13 protein-coding genes are annotated in these 15,692 nt (G+C 71.9%); 9 read left to right on the top strand and 4 right to left on the bottom strand.

Features of this window, described 5'->3' with window-relative positions; genetic code table 11:
- Nucleotides 1–44: 44 nt before the first annotated feature.
- Both ACIRD8_RS29345 and ACIRD8_RS29340 read right to left on the bottom strand, forming a co-directional pair.
- The gene (locus tag ACIRD8_RS29345; protein ID WP_403997974.1) at nucleotides 45–1,832 is read right to left on the bottom strand and encodes an amino acid adenylation domain-containing protein; all 1,788 of its coding nucleotides are present in this window, start codon (nucleotides 1,830–1,832) and stop codon (nucleotides 45–47) included.
- Nucleotides 1,829–3,436 carry a condensation domain-containing protein gene (locus tag ACIRD8_RS29340; RefSeq protein WP_403997971.1) on the bottom strand — a complete coding sequence of 536 codons (1,608 nt, stop codon included), beginning with the start codon at nucleotides 3,434–3,436 and terminating at the stop codon, nucleotides 1,829–1,831. Before ACIRD8_RS29340 ends, ACIRD8_RS29345 begins: the two co-directional genes overlap by 4 nt.
- Before the next feature lie 370 nt (nucleotides 3,437–3,806).
- On the opposite strand from ACIRD8_RS29340, the gene ACIRD8_RS29335 reads away from it, so the two are divergent.
- From ACIRD8_RS29335 to ACIRD8_RS29325, 3 genes are all read left to right on the top strand, one after another.
- Nucleotides 3,807–4,970, top strand: a complete 1,164-nt coding sequence (locus tag ACIRD8_RS29335; RefSeq protein WP_403997968.1) for a saccharopine dehydrogenase NADP-binding domain-containing protein — start codon at nucleotides 3,807–3,809, stop codon at nucleotides 4,968–4,970.
- On the top strand, nucleotides 4,967–5,701 hold the full coding sequence (locus tag ACIRD8_RS29330) for an HAD family hydrolase (protein WP_403997965.1): 735 nt from the start codon (nucleotides 4,967–4,969) through the stop codon (nucleotides 5,699–5,701). The genes ACIRD8_RS29335 and ACIRD8_RS29330 overlap by 4 nt, the downstream gene beginning before the upstream one ends.
- 513 nt (nucleotides 5,702–6,214) lie before the next feature.
- Complete coding sequence (locus tag ACIRD8_RS29325) at nucleotides 6,215–6,991, top strand: oxidoreductase (protein WP_403997962.1); 777 nt, start codon at nucleotides 6,215–6,217, stop codon at nucleotides 6,989–6,991.
- A 71-nt stretch (nucleotides 6,992–7,062) separates the two neighbouring features.
- Here ACIRD8_RS29325 and ACIRD8_RS29320 read toward each other — a convergent pair whose 3' ends face one another.
- Complete coding sequence (locus ACIRD8_RS29320) at nucleotides 7,063–7,959, bottom strand: LysR family transcriptional regulator (RefSeq protein WP_403997959.1); 897 nt, start codon at nucleotides 7,957–7,959, stop codon at nucleotides 7,063–7,065.
- Between the two features lie 174 nt (nucleotides 7,960–8,133).
- Here ACIRD8_RS29320 and ACIRD8_RS29315 point away from each other — a divergent pair, with 174 nt between their 5' ends.
- From ACIRD8_RS29315 to ACIRD8_RS29300, 4 genes are all read left to right on the top strand, one after another.
- The gene (locus ACIRD8_RS29315; protein WP_403998057.1) at nucleotides 8,134–8,208 is read left to right on the top strand and encodes a putative leader peptide; all 75 of its coding nucleotides are present in this window, start codon (nucleotides 8,134–8,136) and stop codon (nucleotides 8,206–8,208) included.
- A gap of 224 nt (nucleotides 8,209–8,432) precedes the next feature.
- Complete coding sequence (locus ACIRD8_RS29310) at nucleotides 8,433–9,743, top strand: ABC transporter substrate-binding protein (protein WP_403997956.1); 1,311 nt, start codon at nucleotides 8,433–8,435, stop codon at nucleotides 9,741–9,743.
- A complete protein-coding gene (locus ACIRD8_RS29305) occupies nucleotides 9,718–10,608 on the top strand; it encodes a carbohydrate ABC transporter permease (protein ID WP_403997953.1) in 891 nt (296 codons plus the stop codon). The genes ACIRD8_RS29310 and ACIRD8_RS29305 overlap by 26 nt, the downstream gene beginning before the upstream one ends.
- 1 nt (nucleotide 10,609) lies before the next feature.
- Complete coding sequence (locus ACIRD8_RS29300) at nucleotides 10,610–11,425, top strand: carbohydrate ABC transporter permease (RefSeq protein WP_360366910.1); 816 nt, start codon at nucleotides 10,610–10,612, stop codon at nucleotides 11,423–11,425.
- Nucleotides 11,426–11,466: 41 nt separating this feature from the next.
- Here ACIRD8_RS29300 and ACIRD8_RS29295 read toward each other — a convergent pair whose 3' ends face one another.
- Nucleotides 11,467–12,477, bottom strand: coding sequence for a LacI family DNA-binding transcriptional regulator (locus ACIRD8_RS29295; RefSeq protein ID WP_403997950.1), 1,011 nt, complete (start codon nucleotides 12,475–12,477; stop codon nucleotides 11,467–11,469).
- A gap of 316 nt (nucleotides 12,478–12,793) precedes the next feature.
- Between ACIRD8_RS29295 and ACIRD8_RS29290 the strand changes: the two genes are divergently transcribed.
- Together ACIRD8_RS29290 and ACIRD8_RS29285 are read left to right on the top strand one after the other, a co-directional pair.
- On the top strand, nucleotides 12,794–15,256 hold the full coding sequence (locus ACIRD8_RS29290; protein ID WP_403997947.1) for a nitrate- and nitrite sensing domain-containing protein: 2,463 nt from the start codon (nucleotides 12,794–12,796) through the stop codon (nucleotides 15,254–15,256).
- Nucleotides 15,253–15,654: a roadblock/LC7 domain-containing protein gene (locus tag ACIRD8_RS29285; RefSeq protein ID WP_403997945.1), complete on the top strand. Its 402-nt coding sequence runs from the start codon at nucleotides 15,253–15,255 to the stop codon at nucleotides 15,652–15,654. The genes ACIRD8_RS29290 and ACIRD8_RS29285 overlap by 4 nt, the downstream gene beginning before the upstream one ends.
- Nucleotides 15,655–15,692: the final 38 nt, after the last annotated feature.

The following is a 15,692-nucleotide window of genomic DNA, read 5'->3' as shown; positions in this document are numbered from 1 at the left end:
TGACTCCAGGGCGGTGCTCGGGAACGGGTGGGGCCAAGCAGGGGTCATGCCGGTCGTCCCTCGGCCTGTTCGGCGAGCAGACCGACGGTCGGGGCGTCGAAGAGGGTGCGCAGCGAGAGGGTGATTCCGTGCCGTTCCTGGGCGAGTGCGATGACCCGGACGGCGAGCATCGAGTGGCCGCCGAGGTCGAAGAAGTCGTCGTCCAGGCCGACTTCGGCCACGCCGAGCACCTCGGCCCAGACCGCGGCCAGTTGCTCCTGGAGCGGGGTGCGCGGCCGCACCAGGGGTGAGGAGAGGGCGGGGCGCTGCGACCCGGGATCCGGCAGCGCGGCCCGGTCCACCTTGCCGTTGACCGTCAGCGGCAGCCTGTCCAGCGTGACGAACACGGCCGGCAGCATGTAATCGGGCAGGGTGCGGCCCAGGTGCGCGCGCAGGGTGTCCGGTGCGGTCTCGGCCGCGTCCGTGGTCACCACGTACGCGACCAGCCGGCCTTCGGAGCCGTCGGGCCGGTCGAGGACCACCACCGCCTCCCGGACGGCGGGGTGCCCGCAGAGCGCGGCGTCGATCTCGCCGGGTTCGATGCGGTAGCCCCGGAGCTTCACCTGGTGGTCGAGGCGGCCCAGGTACTGCAGTTCGCCGTCGGGGCGGACCAGGCAGCCGTCTCCGGAGCGGTAGAGCCGCCCGTCGGACGGCGAGGGGCCGGGCACGAACCGGGCCGCGGTGAGTTCGGGCCGTCCGGCGTATCCGCGGGCGACGCCCGCCCCGCCGACGTACAGCTCGCCGGGCGTGCCCGCGGGGACGGGCCGGCCCTGCTCGTCGAGGACGTGTGCCGTCCAGTTCGCGAGCGGGACGCCGATCGGGCCGGCCTCGGGTTCGGCGAGGTCGGCCGTGGTCATCCGGCGCCAGGTGGAGTGCACCGTCGTCTCGGTGATGCCGTACATGTTGACCAGCGCGGGCCGCTCGTCGCCGTGCCGCAGCAGCCAGGGCCGCAGCATGGCGGGCGTGAGCGGTTCTCCGGCGAGGACGACCCAGCGCAGGTCGGGCAGCGCGGCCGCGTCGGTGTCCTCCTCGTGGCGTGACAACTGGCGGAACACCGCGGGCGTCAGGTTCAGGACGGTGACGTTCTCGTCGCGCAGCAGTGCGTGCAGGCCCGACGGCGACCGGCGGGTGTCCTCGTCGACGACGACGAGCCGGGCGCCGTGCAGCAGCGCGCCCCACATCTCCCACACCGACACGTCGAAGGCGAGGGAGGCGAACAGCGTCCACACGTCGTCGGCGGTGAAGTCGAACCGGTCGGTGGTCGCGTCCAGCAGGGCCGCGACGTTGGTGTGCTCGACCTGGACACCCTTGGGCACTCCGGTCGAGCCGCTGGTGTAGATCACGTACGCGAGGTGGTCGGGCCGTACGCCGGTGTCGGGCACCGGTGTCTCCTGCCCGGCGGTGCCGGCCTCCAGGACGGGCAGCGCGGCGAGCGGCCGCGCGGGTTCGTCGGTGACGAGCAGGCGCGCCCCGGAGTCGGCGCAGACGAACGCGAGCCGCTCGGCGGGGTGGGCGGGGTCGAGCGGCACATAGGCACCGCCCGCCTTGAGCACGCCCAGCATGGCGACGACCGCTTCCGGTGAGCGGTGGAAGCGGACGGCGACGGGGACGTCGGGGCCGACGCCCGCCGCGCGCAGCCGATGGGCCAGGGCGTTGGCCCGCCGGTCCAGCTCCCGGTAGGTGACGTGGTGCCCGTCGTGCGTCACGGCGACGGCGTGCGGGCGGGCCTGTGCCTGCTGTGCGAACAGGTCGTGCAGACACGCCTTGGGCCCGGGGTTCCTCCGCGCGGTCACGATGCCACCCTTTCGATGCCGCCGGTGCGCTCGCGGGTGCGGCGTGCGGCTGACTCGAAGCCGCTCGTCGCCGACCGGTCCACCGGGGCGTCCGGGTCCCCGACGAGCGAGCGCAGCACGTCGACGTAGGCGCGCAGCACGGCCGCGGCGGTGTCCGGTGCGTAGACGTCGGTGTCGTACTCGACCTCCAGCCGCAGCTCGGCGCCGCGGCCGATGACGTACAGGCTGAGGTCGTACTTGGCCGTTCCGGGCGGGCTGAAGAAGGCCGGTGCGGTGTCCGCCAGGTGCTCGAACGGTACGAGCGGTGCGTTCGGCTGGTAGGAGAAGAGGACGTCGACCAGCGGTGCGGCGCGGCGGCCCAGGGCGCGGGCGAGGCGGTCGAAGGGGACGTCCTGCGCGTCCAGCGCCTGCCAGGCCGCCTCGCTGACGCGTGCGACGAGGTCGGCGCCCGACGGGGATCCGTCGAGGCGGGCGACGACCGGGACGACGTTCACGAAGCAGCCGGCGGTGTCCTGCCATTCGGCGCGGACGCGGCCCGACGCGGGGGTGCCGATGAGGAACTCCCGCTGCCGGTCGGCCCGGCCGAGCACGGTCACGAAGGCCGCCATCAGGACGGCGAACGGCGTCGCCCCGACCCGTCGGGCCAGCCGTCGCACGGCGGCGACGTCGGCCGCTTCGAGGCCGCCGTGCACGGCGGCGCCCTCGAAGCGTGGGGAGCGCGGGCGCGGCAGGTCCGTGGGCAGGGCGAGAGGTGGGATGCCGGCCAGGGCGGCGCTCCGGTCGGAGACGGCCCGGTCGACGGCCGCCGACGTCTGCGGGGAGGCCTCCCGGCGCGCCACGTCGGTGTACGCCCACTCCGGTGGGACGGGCGCTTCGGGTACGCCCCGCACGTGTGCGGTGTAGCGCTCGCCGAGGTCGCGGACGAGGAGATTGACCGTGACCCAGTCGACGGCGATGTGGTGGAACGTGCCGAGCAGCGTGAGGCGATCGGGGCCGAGGCGCGCCATCAGCAGGTGGACGGGCGGATCACGGTCGAGGAGCAAGGGGCGCGCCGCCTGGCGCGCGGCGAGGCGGTCGAGCGCGGCGGCCGGGTCGGCGGCGCGGGTCAGATCGACGACGGGGACCGGTGGTAACGCGGTCGCCGCGCCGACCCGCGCGAACGGGACGCCGGAGGCGACGGGGTAGACGGTGCGCAGGATCTCGTGCGTGGCCCACACGTCGGCGAGCGCGGCGCGCAGGGCGTTCTCGTCGAGGGGGCCGGTCAGCTCCAGCCGGGTCGGCACGTTGTAGAGCACGGAATCGCCCGCGAACTGCTGCATGAACCAGATCCGCTGTTGCGCCGACGAGAGCGGGGCGCGGCCGGTGCCGTCCGGCGGTGGCGCGCCCGCCGGGCCCGACAGGGCGGCCTGGACGAGAGCGGAGAGTTCGAGGACGGAGCGCGTGCCGCTGACGTCTCGCGAGGTGATCCGCAGGCCGAAGAGGGCGTTGATCTCGTCTGCTATCCGGGCGCAGTCGCCGGGAACGGCGTCCCCCGACCGTCCTCGGCAGATGGCCCCGACCTCCTCCAGCAGGTAGCCGGAGACAGCAGGCGTCGATCGGTCCATTGCGTATCCCCCCGTCCTGGACGGGCCGAACTTTTGCACACCCACGAGGGAAGGGTCAAGGGACAAATACCCGGAAAGGAATGACTCCCGCAAGCCCTCGCCCGGATAATTCGGGTTCGACGATGTCCGCGCGAAGGCAGTGCACGTCGGCGTTGCCGAACGGCCCAACGGGACGCCGCACCTGTGACTATGCTGAGCGCTGCTCCGAGTCAGAGATCGACCCTTACGCGAACACCCGAGCCGTTTACGGGAGCAAAGACGCAAGGGTCCGTGAAGCGAATTGGTCCGCTCGTTTCCACGTCTGTCACGCACATTCTCGGCAGCCTTTTCCGTGACGCCTTCGGCACCGATACGGGGGATTTCCTTGACGATGAACGACGACGCAGGAACGACGCGAGTACTGATCATCGGCCTCGGTGATCTGGGCCAACGCCTGCTGCACATGCTGGTCGGCGAGCACGGTTCCCCGTACGAGGTCGTCGTCGCGGCCCGTTCCGGGGAACGCGCCCTGCGGTTCGCCAACCTGGGCCGGTACACGGCCGCGAATCTGGGCCGCGTCACCTCCGTGGGCAGCGCGGAGATCGATCTCGAGGACGTGGACCGCACCGCGGAGACCCTCGCCGGGATCCGGCCGGACATCGTCGTCAACGCGGCTTCCCTCCAGGCCGCCCGCGCGATCCTGGACCTCCCGGACAAGACCTTCCGGGAACTCGACGAGGCCCAGCTCGGCCCGTGGCTGCCGATGCACCTGGCACTGAACCACCGGCTGATGCTGGCACTGCGCCGGGCCGGCTCCGCCGCGCTCGCCGTCAACACCGCCTACCCCGACGCGGTCGGTCCCGCCCTGGCCTCGATCGGTCTGGCGCCGCACATCGGCATCGGGAACGTCGGCAACATCGTCCCCGCACTCACCTTCGCGGCCGCCCTCGAACTCGACCGCGATCCGGCGAGCGTGCGGGTGCGGGTGGTGGCCCACCACTACTTCAGCCACCACGTGCACCGGTACGGCGAGGCGGACGGCGTCCCGTACGTGATCGAGGTGTCGGACGCGGTCACCGGAGAGATCCTGCGCCCACGGCCGGAGCGCATGTTCGCCCACCTGACGGGGCCGTTGAAGCGGCAGGGCGGCACGAAGGGCCAGCAGCTGACCTCGGCCTCGGCACTCCAGGTCGTCCGGGCTCTGACGTCCAACGAGGAACGCCGGCTGCACGCGCCGGCCCCGCACGGCCGCGTCGGCGGCTATCCCGTCGCCGTGTCCGCGGCCGGCATCCGGCTCGACCTGCCGGCCGGGCTGACCGAGCAGGCGGCCGTCGCCGTGAACGAGGAGTGCCAGCGCATCGACGGCATCGACGCCGTCCATCCGGGCGGGCGGATCGTCTTCGCCAAGGAGAGCATGTCCGTCATGCAGCGCCTCCTCGGCTACGACTGCCCGGAGATGCTCGTCGAGGATGCACTGCCGCTCGCACGTGAACTCTCCGACAAGTACACGGAGTTCGCCGAGCGTCAGGCGCGGGCGGACGTGGTGGCCCGATGACCCCGACCGTCGTCTTCTTCGACCTCGACGGGGTCCTCGTCGACAGCCAGGACGCCGAGAACGACGCCCTGCTCGACCTGGCCCGTCTCGTCGGCGCCCCCGTGACGGCGGCCGACGTGGAACGGCTGTTCAACGGACGCCGCGTCCAGGAGAGCATCGACATCCTGGCCCGCCTCGCGACGAAACCGATGCCGCCGGACCCGGTCGGGGTGCTGCGCGCCCGGGGCGAGGAGCTGATCGCCGGGCGCCTGACGGCCGTGCCCGGAGTCGAGGAAGCGCTGCGCGCGATCACCCTTCCCACGTACGTGGTGTCGAACTCGCCGCTCCAGATGATCCGCGACCGGCTGCGGACGACCGGGCTCGACGGCTACTTCGGGGACACGCACTTCTCCGCCTACGAGCTGAAGGTGTGGAAGCCCGACCCGGGCCTGTACGCGGCCGCCGCCGAGGCGGTGTCGGTCGATCCCGCGGACGTGCTGGTGATCGAGGACAGCCGGGTCGGCGTGGAGGCCGCCGCGGCCGCGGGCATGCCGGTCCTCTGGTACCGGCCGGGTCAGCGGCCCGACGAGGCGGGCGTCCCGGGTACCCGCCCCCTCAGCGACATGCTCGACCTCGCGAAACTGGCGGCGACCTGGACCGGCCTCGGGGACACGCGCCGTCAGGAGCCTGTCGCCGGGTTCGCGGCCGCCACGGGGCGCTGGGTCCGGCGTGAGGAGCAGGAAGGACGATAGGCACGCATCCATGAAAAGCCCCGGGACACGGGACTCCTGTCCTTTGTCCTGCCGAGCAACTCGGCAGAGACGTACACACAACGACTCTTCCGAGAGGGAACCAAGTTGGTTCCGAACCTGAATCCGGAGAAGAAGGATTTCTGCCCGGCGCGACGCGCATCCACGTCCGGTCGACCATCGAGCCGTCCGTGACGCCGCCACCGCCGACGGGCGCGGAGCAGTAGGCGGGATGCTCCGGACTCCCCCGGCGCGCGTCGCCACGAGCCCTTCCGTGGCGTCCGGCCGGGCGGCGAGCGACGCGGGTCCGGTCGTCGAGGACCCGTCGCCGCAGGTGCCATAGGAATTCCCTATGGCACCTGCTCATTTTTCGTCTTTGCCTCTCGTTCTTTCCCGCTCGTACCGTGAAACAGCTCGCTGAGGTGCCCGCCGCGATTCCTGCTCGAATTCGCACTCCGGGCGCTTCGGCTCTTCTTATGTCGAGCGGATGAATACGCGATCGAGAGGACCTGTGGCATGACCACAATCGGAAACGGAACGGGAACGCGAGAGCTCGCGGGAAAGCGGGCCCTGGTCACAGGAGGTACGCGCGGTATCGGAGCGGCCGTCGTGCGCCAGCTCCTGGACGCGGGCGCCGAAGTGCTCACGACCGCCAGGTCGGCGGCCGCCACGGTGCCGGACGGGGCAGTCTTCGTGGAGGCCGACGTACGGACACGGGCCGGCGCGGAGGCGCTCGCCGCGGCCGCGCGGGAGAAGCTCGGCGGGGTGGACATCCTGGTCCACAACGCGGGCGGGGGCCGGCCTCACGCAGGCGCTCTGGCCATCCCCGACGAGGAGTGGCAGGACGCTCTGGACCTGAACTTCCTTGCGTCGGTGCGGCTGGACTCGCTACTGGCCCCCGGGATGCGGGAGCGGCGTTCAGGGGCGATCGTGCACGTCTCCTCGGCGGCGGTCCCCACCGTCGCACCCCCGTTCCTGCACTACGTCACGGCGAAGGCGGCGCTGGAGGCCTACAGCCGGGGGCTGGCCTCCGAGCTGGCCCCGGCCGGGGTCCGGGTCAACACCGTGTCCCCCGGCAGAACCGCCACACCCGGCGGCGAGGCGACGCGGGAACAGTGGGCGCGCCTGGACGCGGCACCGGGCGTGACCAACGCCGACGACACCGCGCCGCTGGGGCGCGAGGGGCAGCCCGACGACATCGCCCACGCGGTGCTGTTCCTTGTGACGCACCGGGCGAGCTGGCTGACCGGGAGCAATGTCGTCGTGGACGGCGGTGAGTTCACCAGGGGCTGACGCCGGCGAGGGCCCACGGAGGGCCGGTGCCGACGGAGCGAGCTCCGTGGCGCCCGCCTCCTCCCCGGCCCTCAGGTCACCGGTGAGGAGGAAGCCGGCTCGGACCAGCTCTCCTTGCGCAGGAGTTCGAGCAGGGCCGTCTCGGCCGGGCCCGCGGCGGGCCGCATCACGGCGATGACGGGCTGGGACACGGCCGGCGACACCGGGCGAACGAGGTGCTCGTAACCGTGGGGCACCGCGGAGGCCGGGACGAGTGCCACCCCCAGCCCCTGGGCGGCCCAGCGCACGGCCGTCGCCGTCTGGGAGACACGCGCCGCGGTGGCCGGGGTCGGATCGTCGTCCCGCACCACGTTCAGCAGCACGGCGTCGAGCGCGCTGTCGCGGTCGAACCGCACCCACGGCTCCCCCGCCAGTTCCCGCAGCTCGACCCGGTCCGAGGCGAGTTGCCCGTGCCCGGCGCCCAGCACCACGACGAGCTCCTCGTCGCCGAGGTGGTGGGCGTCGGCGGGGCTCCGCTCGCACGCCGCCATCAGGGTGAGGTCCAGCACCCCCCGGCGGCACAGCCGGTCCAGTTCGGCGGAGCTCGGCTCCTCGAAGACGGTGACCTCCAGCCGCGGGTAGCGACGGCGCAGCGCGCCGAGGGCGCCGGGCAGTTGCCGCGTGCCGAATCCCATCTGCACCGCGACCACCAGCTCGCCCACCAGCTCGTCGGCACCCGCGCGCGCCGTCGCCCTGGCCCGCCGCGACGCGTTCACGGCGACCTCCGCCTCCCGCAGGAACGCACGGCCGACCACGGTGGGCACCAGCCCGGTCGGCGTACGGGCGAACAGTTCCACGCCGAGTTCCCGTTCCAGGCCGCGGATCTGCTGGGACACCGACGGCTGAGCCACGTGCAGCAGCTCCGCCGCCGCTGTCACCGAGCCCTCCTCGGCAACGGCCAGGGCGTACTCGTACTGACGAAGGCTCATCGGCTCCCGTCCCCTCCTGAGGGCTGTCCCGTAGTGACGCGTTCTGCAACACGGAAGGCGAGGCGTTTACTCCGGTCCCGCGTGGCCGTCCGGTCCGGCTGCCTGCCGGGACGCCCTGTCCACGGAACGAGATCCCCGCTTTCCCGTCATTGCCGGTGTGTATAGTCCCGGCCCATGGGAACCGCCGTCGTGCTTGTGAAGCGCGCGCACATCGACCTGCTGAGGGTCGCCACCGCGCTGTGTAGCTGAACCACAACTCCCTTCTCCCGGCCTTCCCTTCTTCTTCCCGGATCTGTCGGCGCCGGTGACGTCCGTATGGCTCGTGCTCCCGGCTCCGCCGACTGATTCAACGTTGAATCCACCTGTCCGGGACCCCGCCGGCGCCTCCCCGCACGTACGGGGCACCGGGGTGCCCCCGAGCCGGCCGCACCCCAGTGCCCCACCCACCCCGCACCGAACAGAAGGGCCCTGCCATGCCTTCCCTCCCCACCCCCTCCCTCGACAGGAGGTCGGTGTTCCGCCTGTTCGGCGCGGCCGGCCTCGGCCTCGCCGCCGCCGCGTGCGCGGGCCCCGGCGGAACCGCCTCGTCGGGTGCGAGCGGCTCTCCCTCGGCCCTCGCCACCTCGGGGCCCGTGAAGGGCGAAGTCTCCTTCGCCCACTGGCGGGCCGAGGACAAGGCGGTGCTCGCCGAGCTCGTCAAGGCGTTCGTGAAGAAGCACCCCGACGCCTCGGTGACACAGGACATATCACCGTCCGCCGACTACCAGTCCACCGCTCTGCGCCGTATCCGGGGTTCGAAGACCGGCGACCTGTTCACCGCCTTCCGGGGGGCGCAGTTCGAGCAGATCGTCAAGGCGGGCGTGTACGCGCCGCTGACCGGCACCGATGTCGTCGGCGCGTACCAGGCGGACCTCATAGGGCCCGGGGCGTCCGGGGGCGTCCAGTACGGGCTGCCGTACCAGCTCGTCTTCAACATGCCGCTCGCCAACACCGACGCCCTCGACAAGGCGGGGCACACGGGCGCGCCCGGGGACTGGGACGGGTTCCTGCAGCTGCTGGACGATCTGAAGGCCAAGGGGTACACGCCCCTGGCCTGGCCCGGCGGGGACACCGCGAACGCGGGCCAGCTGCTCAACGCCATGGTGATGAACAACGCGCCGAGCGACGACATGTTCACGAAGATCGAGTCAGGCGCGTACAAGGTGACGGACGACTGGTTCCTCACCACGCTGAAGCAGTACGCCGAGCTGACGCCCTATCTCCAGGCCCGTGCCACCGGCTCCACCACCGACGCCGTCACCCAGCTGTTCGCCCAGGGGAAGGCCGGGCTGCTGGCCACCGGCTCGTTCCAGATGGCCGGGGTGCGGGCGCTCGGCGCGAAGTTCCCCTTCGACCTGGTCGCGCCCGTCACCACCACCGCCGCGAAGGCGAAGTACGAGGGCGTCTTCAACACCACGTTCATCCTGGGCGTCAACAGCGCCTCGAAGGCGCAGCCGGCCGCGCTGGCCTTCCTGGAGTTCCTCAGCGACCCCGCCAACGCCGGTGCGTATGCCGACGGCACCGGCCAGCACGTCACCGTCGAGGGCGTCGACTACACCAACGCCGACCTCAAGGCGGTCTCTCCCTGGCTGAAGCGGAAGACGGTCCTGGCGCCGAGGTTCCAGTTCCTGAACCTCGACATCCGCTCCGCGGTGGAGAACGCCACGGTCGCCGTGGTCGGCGGCAAGAAGCCGGAGCAGGCGGCCGAGGAGGCCCAGCGTGTCATCGACCAGAAGCGCGCGTAGCCGTCGCGCGTGGCGGGCACTGTGGTGGTTCCCGGTGCCCGCCCTGGCCCTCTACCTGTTCTTCTTCGCCTATCCGACCGTGCAGGCGGTGCAGTACGCCCTGACGGACTGGGACGGGTACAGCGCGGGCTACAACTCGGTGGGCCTGGGCAACTTCGGTGAGATCGCCACTTCCGACGACGTCTTCGCGAACGCGGCCGGCAACAACCTGAAGCTGACGGTCACCGTCGTCCTGGCGCAGACGGCCCTCGCCCTCCTGCTCGCCCTCTATCTGGTGCGGACCACGAGGAGTTCGACGCTGCTGCGCGCACTGTTCTTCCTCCCCACGGTCCTGTCGTCGGTGTCCGTCGCGTTCGTGTGGCGGTTCGTGTACGACCCGGACGGCGGGCTGTTCAACTCCGCGCTGCGGGGGGTGGGGCTGGACTCGTTCCAGTCGGTGTACCTCGGCGACCCGGACAAGGCCGTGTTCTGGCTGGCCCTGACCCAGGTGTGGTTCCACGCCGGGCAGATGATGGTCGTCTTTATCGCCGGACTCCAGGCGATACCAAGGGAGTTGTACGAGTCCGCCGAGCTGGACGGCGCCGGGCGGTGGGCGCGGTTCCGCCACATCACCTGGCCGCTGGTCGCACCCGCCACGGGCATCGTGCTCGCGTACACGACCATCCAGTCGTTCAAGGCGTTCGACCTGGTGCTCGGACTCGGCGGCAACCCGCCCGGTCCGGCGCTCGACATCCTGTCCACCCGCGTCTACACGACCTTCTCCAACAACGAGTTCGGCTACGCGGCAGCCCAGTCCCTGGTGTTCATGGTGATGATCGCACTCCTGACCTGGGTACAACGGCGCGCGTTGCGGAGGGCGGCCTGACATGCTCCACAAGACCGTACGGGTCCTCATACTCTCGCTCGGCGCGCTGGCCGTCGTCCTGCCGCTGCTCGTGGTCCTCCTCGGAACCTTCAAGAGCCTGCCCGAGCTGTTCGACTCACCGCTGGGGCCGCCGGGTTCGCCGACGCTGGACAACTACCGCCGGGCGGTCGACGAAGGCGGCATCGGCGGGGCGTTCCGCAACAGCCTCGTCGTCACCGTCGGCGCGGTGCTGCTCACCCTCGTCCTCGCCGGTCTGGCGGCGTTCTTCTGCGCAAGGGTGCCGGGGCGCGTGAGCTGGATCGTCTTCGGGGTGCTGGTCGCCGGACTCGCCGTACCGGCGCAGGCGGCGATCGTCCCGCAGTACGTCCTGTTCGACCGGCTCGGGCTCACGGACAGCCTGCTCGGGCTGGTCATCGTGGACACGACGATGGCGCTGCCGACCGCCGTGTTCATCCTCGGCAGCTTCCTGCGCACCGTCCCCGAGGAGCTGTACGAGGCCGCCGAGCTGGACGGCGCGGGGCCGCTGCGGAGCTTCCGTTCCATCGCCGTACCGCTGACGAAGCCCGCCGTCGCCACCACGGGCATCTTCCTCTTCGTCATGGACTGGAACGACCTGCTCTACCCCCTGCTGTTCATCCGCTCCCACGAGCAGCGGACGCTGCCGCTGGCCCTGCTGGACTTCCAGGGCGAGTTCCTCACCCAGTACCCGCTGCTGTTCGCGGGGGTCGTCATCGCGTCGGCGCCGGTGGTCGTGGTGTACGTCCTGCTCCAGCGGTACTTCGTGTCGGGGCTCACGGCCGGCGCCGTACGCGGCTGATCCGGCGGGGGCCGCTCCCGGGCTGTGCCGCGCCCCGGCGCTCACGCACTGGCGCGTACGACGAGTTCGTGCCCGGCGACCAGGACCGTCGGGGCACCCGGCACGTCGTGCGGACGCGCGATCCGGTCGAGCAGCGAGGTCACGGCGAGCCGCGCCAGCTCCGCCTTGTCCGGAGCGACCGTGGTGAGCGGGGGCGCGGCGAAGCGGGCTTCCTCGACGTCGTCGAAACCGACCACCGCCATGTCGTCGGGTGCCCTCAGGCCACGCTCGCGCAGCGCGTGCAGCGCGCCCTCCGCCAGCGTGTCGGCGAAGCAGAACACTCCGGCGGGGGGCTGCGGCAGGTCGAGCAGCGTCCGCATGGCCTGTGCGCCGTCCGCCCGGTGGTACGCGGCGACCGGCGGCGCGAGCCGCTCGTCGTAGGCGATTCCGGCGTCGGCCAGGGCCTGCCGGTATCCGGCCAGACGGGTGTCGGAGGTGACCGCGTAGGGGACGGTCTGACGGCCGATCACGGCTGTGCCGCGCCCGCCGCGCGCCAGCAGGTGCCTGGTCGCCTCGCGGGCGGCGGCCGTGTTGTCGATCGTCACGTGCGGGCACGGCAGATCGTGGACGCGCTCGCCCAGCAGCACCAGCGGGACACGGGCGGCGGGAGCCGCTGCGACGTCGTCCAGAGCCAGTGGGCTGAGGATCACCCCGTCGACCAGCGGATCGGTCCTGCCGAGCACGATGTCCAGTTCGGCGTCGGGCCGTCCGCCGGTGGCCTCCACCAGCAGCGTGCAGCCCTGCGCGGCGGCCTGGTCGAGGAGGTGTCCGGCCAGTTCCGCGAAGTACGGCATCGCCAGGTCGGGAACGGCCAGCAGCAGCACTCCGCTGCGGCCGGTGCGCAGCCGGCGGGCCGCCGTGTTCGGGCGATAGCCGAGCTCTTCCACGGCCAGCATGACCCGTACGCGCGTGGCCTCGGAGAAACGCCCCGTACCGCGTACGACGTTCGACACCGTGCGCATGGACACACCCGCACGCAGCGCCACCTCTTTGAGCCCGACGGCAGCGTCCATCGTCCCACTCTAAGCGGTTCCGAGCTGCGCCCCGGCGGCCTGCGAGAAGGCGTGCACCTGTCGGTCGTGACCGGCTCGGACCGTTCCTCGACCATTTGAGTGCGCACAACTTTTGAACATGTACCTGTCCGTAACTACGTCCTACCGCATAGGATCATGCCGCGTCACAGGGCCCCCTTCTCCCCCACCCGCCCCGTCTGTCCCATACACAGCGGTGCAGACGATGTGCCGATGTTGCCCTCACCCCCCACAACCCGTTGACAGGTATCTGCGTGTTACCGATCCTCAGCGCCGCCTCCGACGACGGAGCCGCGCAGTGAAAATCAACCACCGTCTCGTCCTCCTCGTCACCGCGCCTCTCACGGTGGCCGTCACCTTCGCGGTGCTGGCCCTCGCCCCCGCCACCGACCAGGCGCTCCAGGCCGGCCGGCTGACCGCGATGGTCGAAGCCGCGGGCAGCGCGGGCGAGTTGACCCACCAGTTACAACGTGAGCGGGCGGCCGCCACCGCCTTCGTCTCCCAACAGACGGACGCGGACACGTTCCGCTCACGCTCCGACGCGACCGACCGGAGCATCGCGGACTTCCGCGACCGGATCGGGCACCTCTCCGAGGTCCCCGGCACCGCACGGAACGCTCTGGACCGCATCGAGCGCTTCATCGACGAGATGCCCGCGCTGCGCGCGCAGGTACGGTCGGGCAGCAGCACCATCTCCGCGCTCGCCTTCGGCTACCGGATCGTGATCGCCGACCTCAACGGCTACCGCGACGGGATCGCGCAGGCGGACGGTGTCGACGCCGACATCGCCGACCGGATCCGCGCCGCCGCCGCCCTGTCGGAGGCATCCGAGCACACGGCTCAGCAGCAGGTCACGGTGATGAGGGCGCAGGCCGCGGGCGGCTTCACGACCGCCTCGCAGCGGACGTTCGACGCCACCCGGCTGGGCTACACCGAGTCGATCGGCGTCATGTTCGACCTGGGCCCCGGCGAATGGCGGACCTGGCTGGAGCGCACCCTCTCCGGGGACAAGGCGCTGGAGGCCAGACAGCTCGAGGACGAGATCGGCCGTACGGGCGCCGGCAAGGACCTCGCCGTGACCCCGGAGGAGTGGCGGACCGCCTCCGACAACCGTCAGGCGCTGCTGCGTTCGGTGGGTGAACGCGTCGACGCGGCCGTCCTGGCCATGGTCTCCGACGCGCGCACCACCCTCATGTGGACCGCGGGGGCCGAGGTCGCCCTGGTGGTGCTGACGCTGGTCGGCGCCGTCGTCGTCGCGATCCGCCTGGGGCGCGTCATGATCCGGCGGCTTCGTGACCTGCGCAACGCCGCGCACACCGTCGCCCACACGGGTCTCCCCGCCGTGATGAGCGAGCTGTCCAGGCCCGGCGCGCTGCGCGGTGCGACGCCCGAGCAGGTGGCCCTGCGGACGGGCGACCCGGTCGGGACGACGGGCCAGGACGAGATCGGCGAGGTCGGTGAGGCGTTCAACGCCGTCCACCACGAGGCCGTCCGGCTCGCTGCCCAACAGGCGTACGTGCACGAGCAGTTCGCCGAGACCCTGGTCGGTGTCGCCCGCCGGGGCGCCCGGCTGACCGCGGTCATGGTCTCCGAGCTCGACGCCGTACAGCGGGACGAGGCCGACCCGGCGCGGATGAAGACCCTGTTCGCTCTGGACCATCTCGCCGTCCGCATGGAGCGCAACACCAACAACCTTCTGGTGCTGGGCGGTTACGGGAACGCCCGGGTGCGCGCGGCCGATGTCGCCTGTTCCACCGTCATCGTGGCGGCGGCCCAGCAGATCGAGCGCTTCGACCGCGTGTCCCTCGGCGTCATCGAGTCCGGGATCGGCATCACCGCCCGCGCGGTGCACGACGTGGCGCACATCCTGGCAGAACTCCTCGACAACGCGACCAGGTACTCGCCGCCCGACAAGCAGGTCGGGGTCGCGGTGTGGCGGTTGTGGGACCGGGCCGTCGTGCAGATCGTCGACGAGGGAGTGGGCATCCCCGCGGAGCGCCGCGCCGTCCAGAACGCCGCGCTGCTCGAACCTCGGACCGGCATCGGCGACGTACGGTCCATGGGCCTGCACGTGGTGGCACGGCTCGCCGCGCGCCACGGCATCGTCGTCGAGCTCCGCGACTCGTCCGGCCCCGGCACCATCGCCGAGGTCACGCTGCCCGCGAAGGTGCTGGCCCTGGCCCCGCGGGAGGACACACCGCGACCGCAGGACACGCCCGGCGAGACCCACGGCAGGGGTGCCCGCTACGAGGTGCCCGGCCCGGTGGCACGGCCGGGACAGCCCCTCCGGCGGCTGCCGGCCGAAGCGGGCGGGCGCCAGGGCCGGGCCGGTGCGGGCGGTGCCCGGGCCGGCGACTACCGGCCGGGCCTGCCCGACGTGACCGGCCCGGACCGGCGCGAAGGCGACCGCGACTCGCGGCCCGGTGAGCACGGATCCGGCCCCGACACACGTGGAGGGGAGCACGGCGCCACGCCCGCGCCGCACCCCGTGCACGACGAGCCGGCATCCCGAATCGCCGGGGTCAGCTCCGCCGGACTGCCGCTGCGGCAGCGCGGCACGCCCCAGCGGTGGCCCACGGCGGGCCGACGGGACGGCGGCGAACGCCGCCCCGGCACCACCGCGCCGAGGCCCTCGCCCCGCCGCCGGGACTCCCGGCAGGTCTCCGACGTCCTGGCCGCCTACGCCCAGGGGATCAACAGGAGCACGAACCACCGTGGCCGCTCCACCACAGACGACGACACCGAACGGACCGAGAAATGACCTCTCCCACCGACCTGAGCTGGATCCTGAGCGACTTCGCCGGGCGCGTCCCGGAAGTCACCCAGGCGATAGCCGTGTCCGTGGACGGGCTCGCGCTGGCCTTCACCGGTGTGGAGCGTGACGACGCCGAGCGGCTGGCCGCCATCGCCTCCGGCGTCGTCAATCTGCTCTCCGCAGCGGCCCAGTTGACGAACACCGATCCCGTCGAGCACAGCCTCACCGCGATGGAGGGCGGCTACATGTTCTCGATGGCCGTCTCCAGCGGTGCCTCGCTCCTGGTGACGACCACCAGGGACGCGGACATCGGCGAGGTCAGCTACATGATGTCCGAACTGATCAACCAGGTCGGTGACGCGCTGTCCCCCCAGGTCCGCGACGCCGGCCTGCCGTCCGCCTGACCGCGGGGCCGGCCCGCCACTCTCTGCCCCTGACCGAC

Origin of the sequence: Streptomyces sp. NPDC102451 (genome assembly GCF_044765485.1) — a bacterium.
Classification (GTDB): domain Bacteria; phylum Actinomycetota; class Actinomycetes; order Streptomycetales; family Streptomycetaceae; genus Streptomyces.
This window is presented reverse-complemented; position numbering and strand designations above follow the sequence as displayed.

What these genes read in the sequence shown, in the direction of transcription:
- ACIRD8_RS29335 (WP_403997968.1), top strand. Translation starts at nt 3,807, where the DNA reads ATGAACGACGACGCAGGAACGACGCGAGTACTGATCATCGGCCTCGGT.
- ACIRD8_RS29325 (WP_403997962.1), top strand. Translation starts at nt 6,215, where the DNA reads ATGACCACAATCGGAAACGGAACGGGAACGCGAGAGCTCGCGGGAAAG.
- ACIRD8_RS29320 (WP_403997959.1), bottom strand. Translation starts at nt 7,959, where the DNA reads ATGAGCCTTCGTCAGTACGAGTACGCCCTGGCCGTTGCCGAGGAGGGC.
- ACIRD8_RS29330 (WP_403997965.1), top strand. Translation starts at nt 4,967, where the DNA reads ATGACCCCGACCGTCGTCTTCTTCGACCTCGACGGGGTCCTCGTCGAC.
- ACIRD8_RS29295 (WP_403997950.1), bottom strand. Translation starts at nt 12,477, where the DNA reads ATGGACGCTGCCGTCGGGCTCAAAGAGGTGGCGCTGCGTGCGGGTGTG.
- ACIRD8_RS29300 (WP_360366910.1), top strand. Translation starts at nt 10,610, where the DNA reads ATGCTCCACAAGACCGTACGGGTCCTCATACTCTCGCTCGGCGCGCTG.
- ACIRD8_RS29285 (WP_403997945.1), top strand. Translation starts at nt 15,253, where the DNA reads ATGACCTCTCCCACCGACCTGAGCTGGATCCTGAGCGACTTCGCCGGG.
- ACIRD8_RS29310 (WP_403997956.1), top strand. Translation starts at nt 8,433, where the DNA reads ATGCCTTCCCTCCCCACCCCCTCCCTCGACAGGAGGTCGGTGTTCCGC.
- ACIRD8_RS29340 (WP_403997971.1), bottom strand. Translation starts at nt 3,436, where the DNA reads ATGGACCGATCGACGCCTGCTGTCTCCGGCTACCTGCTGGAGGAGGTC.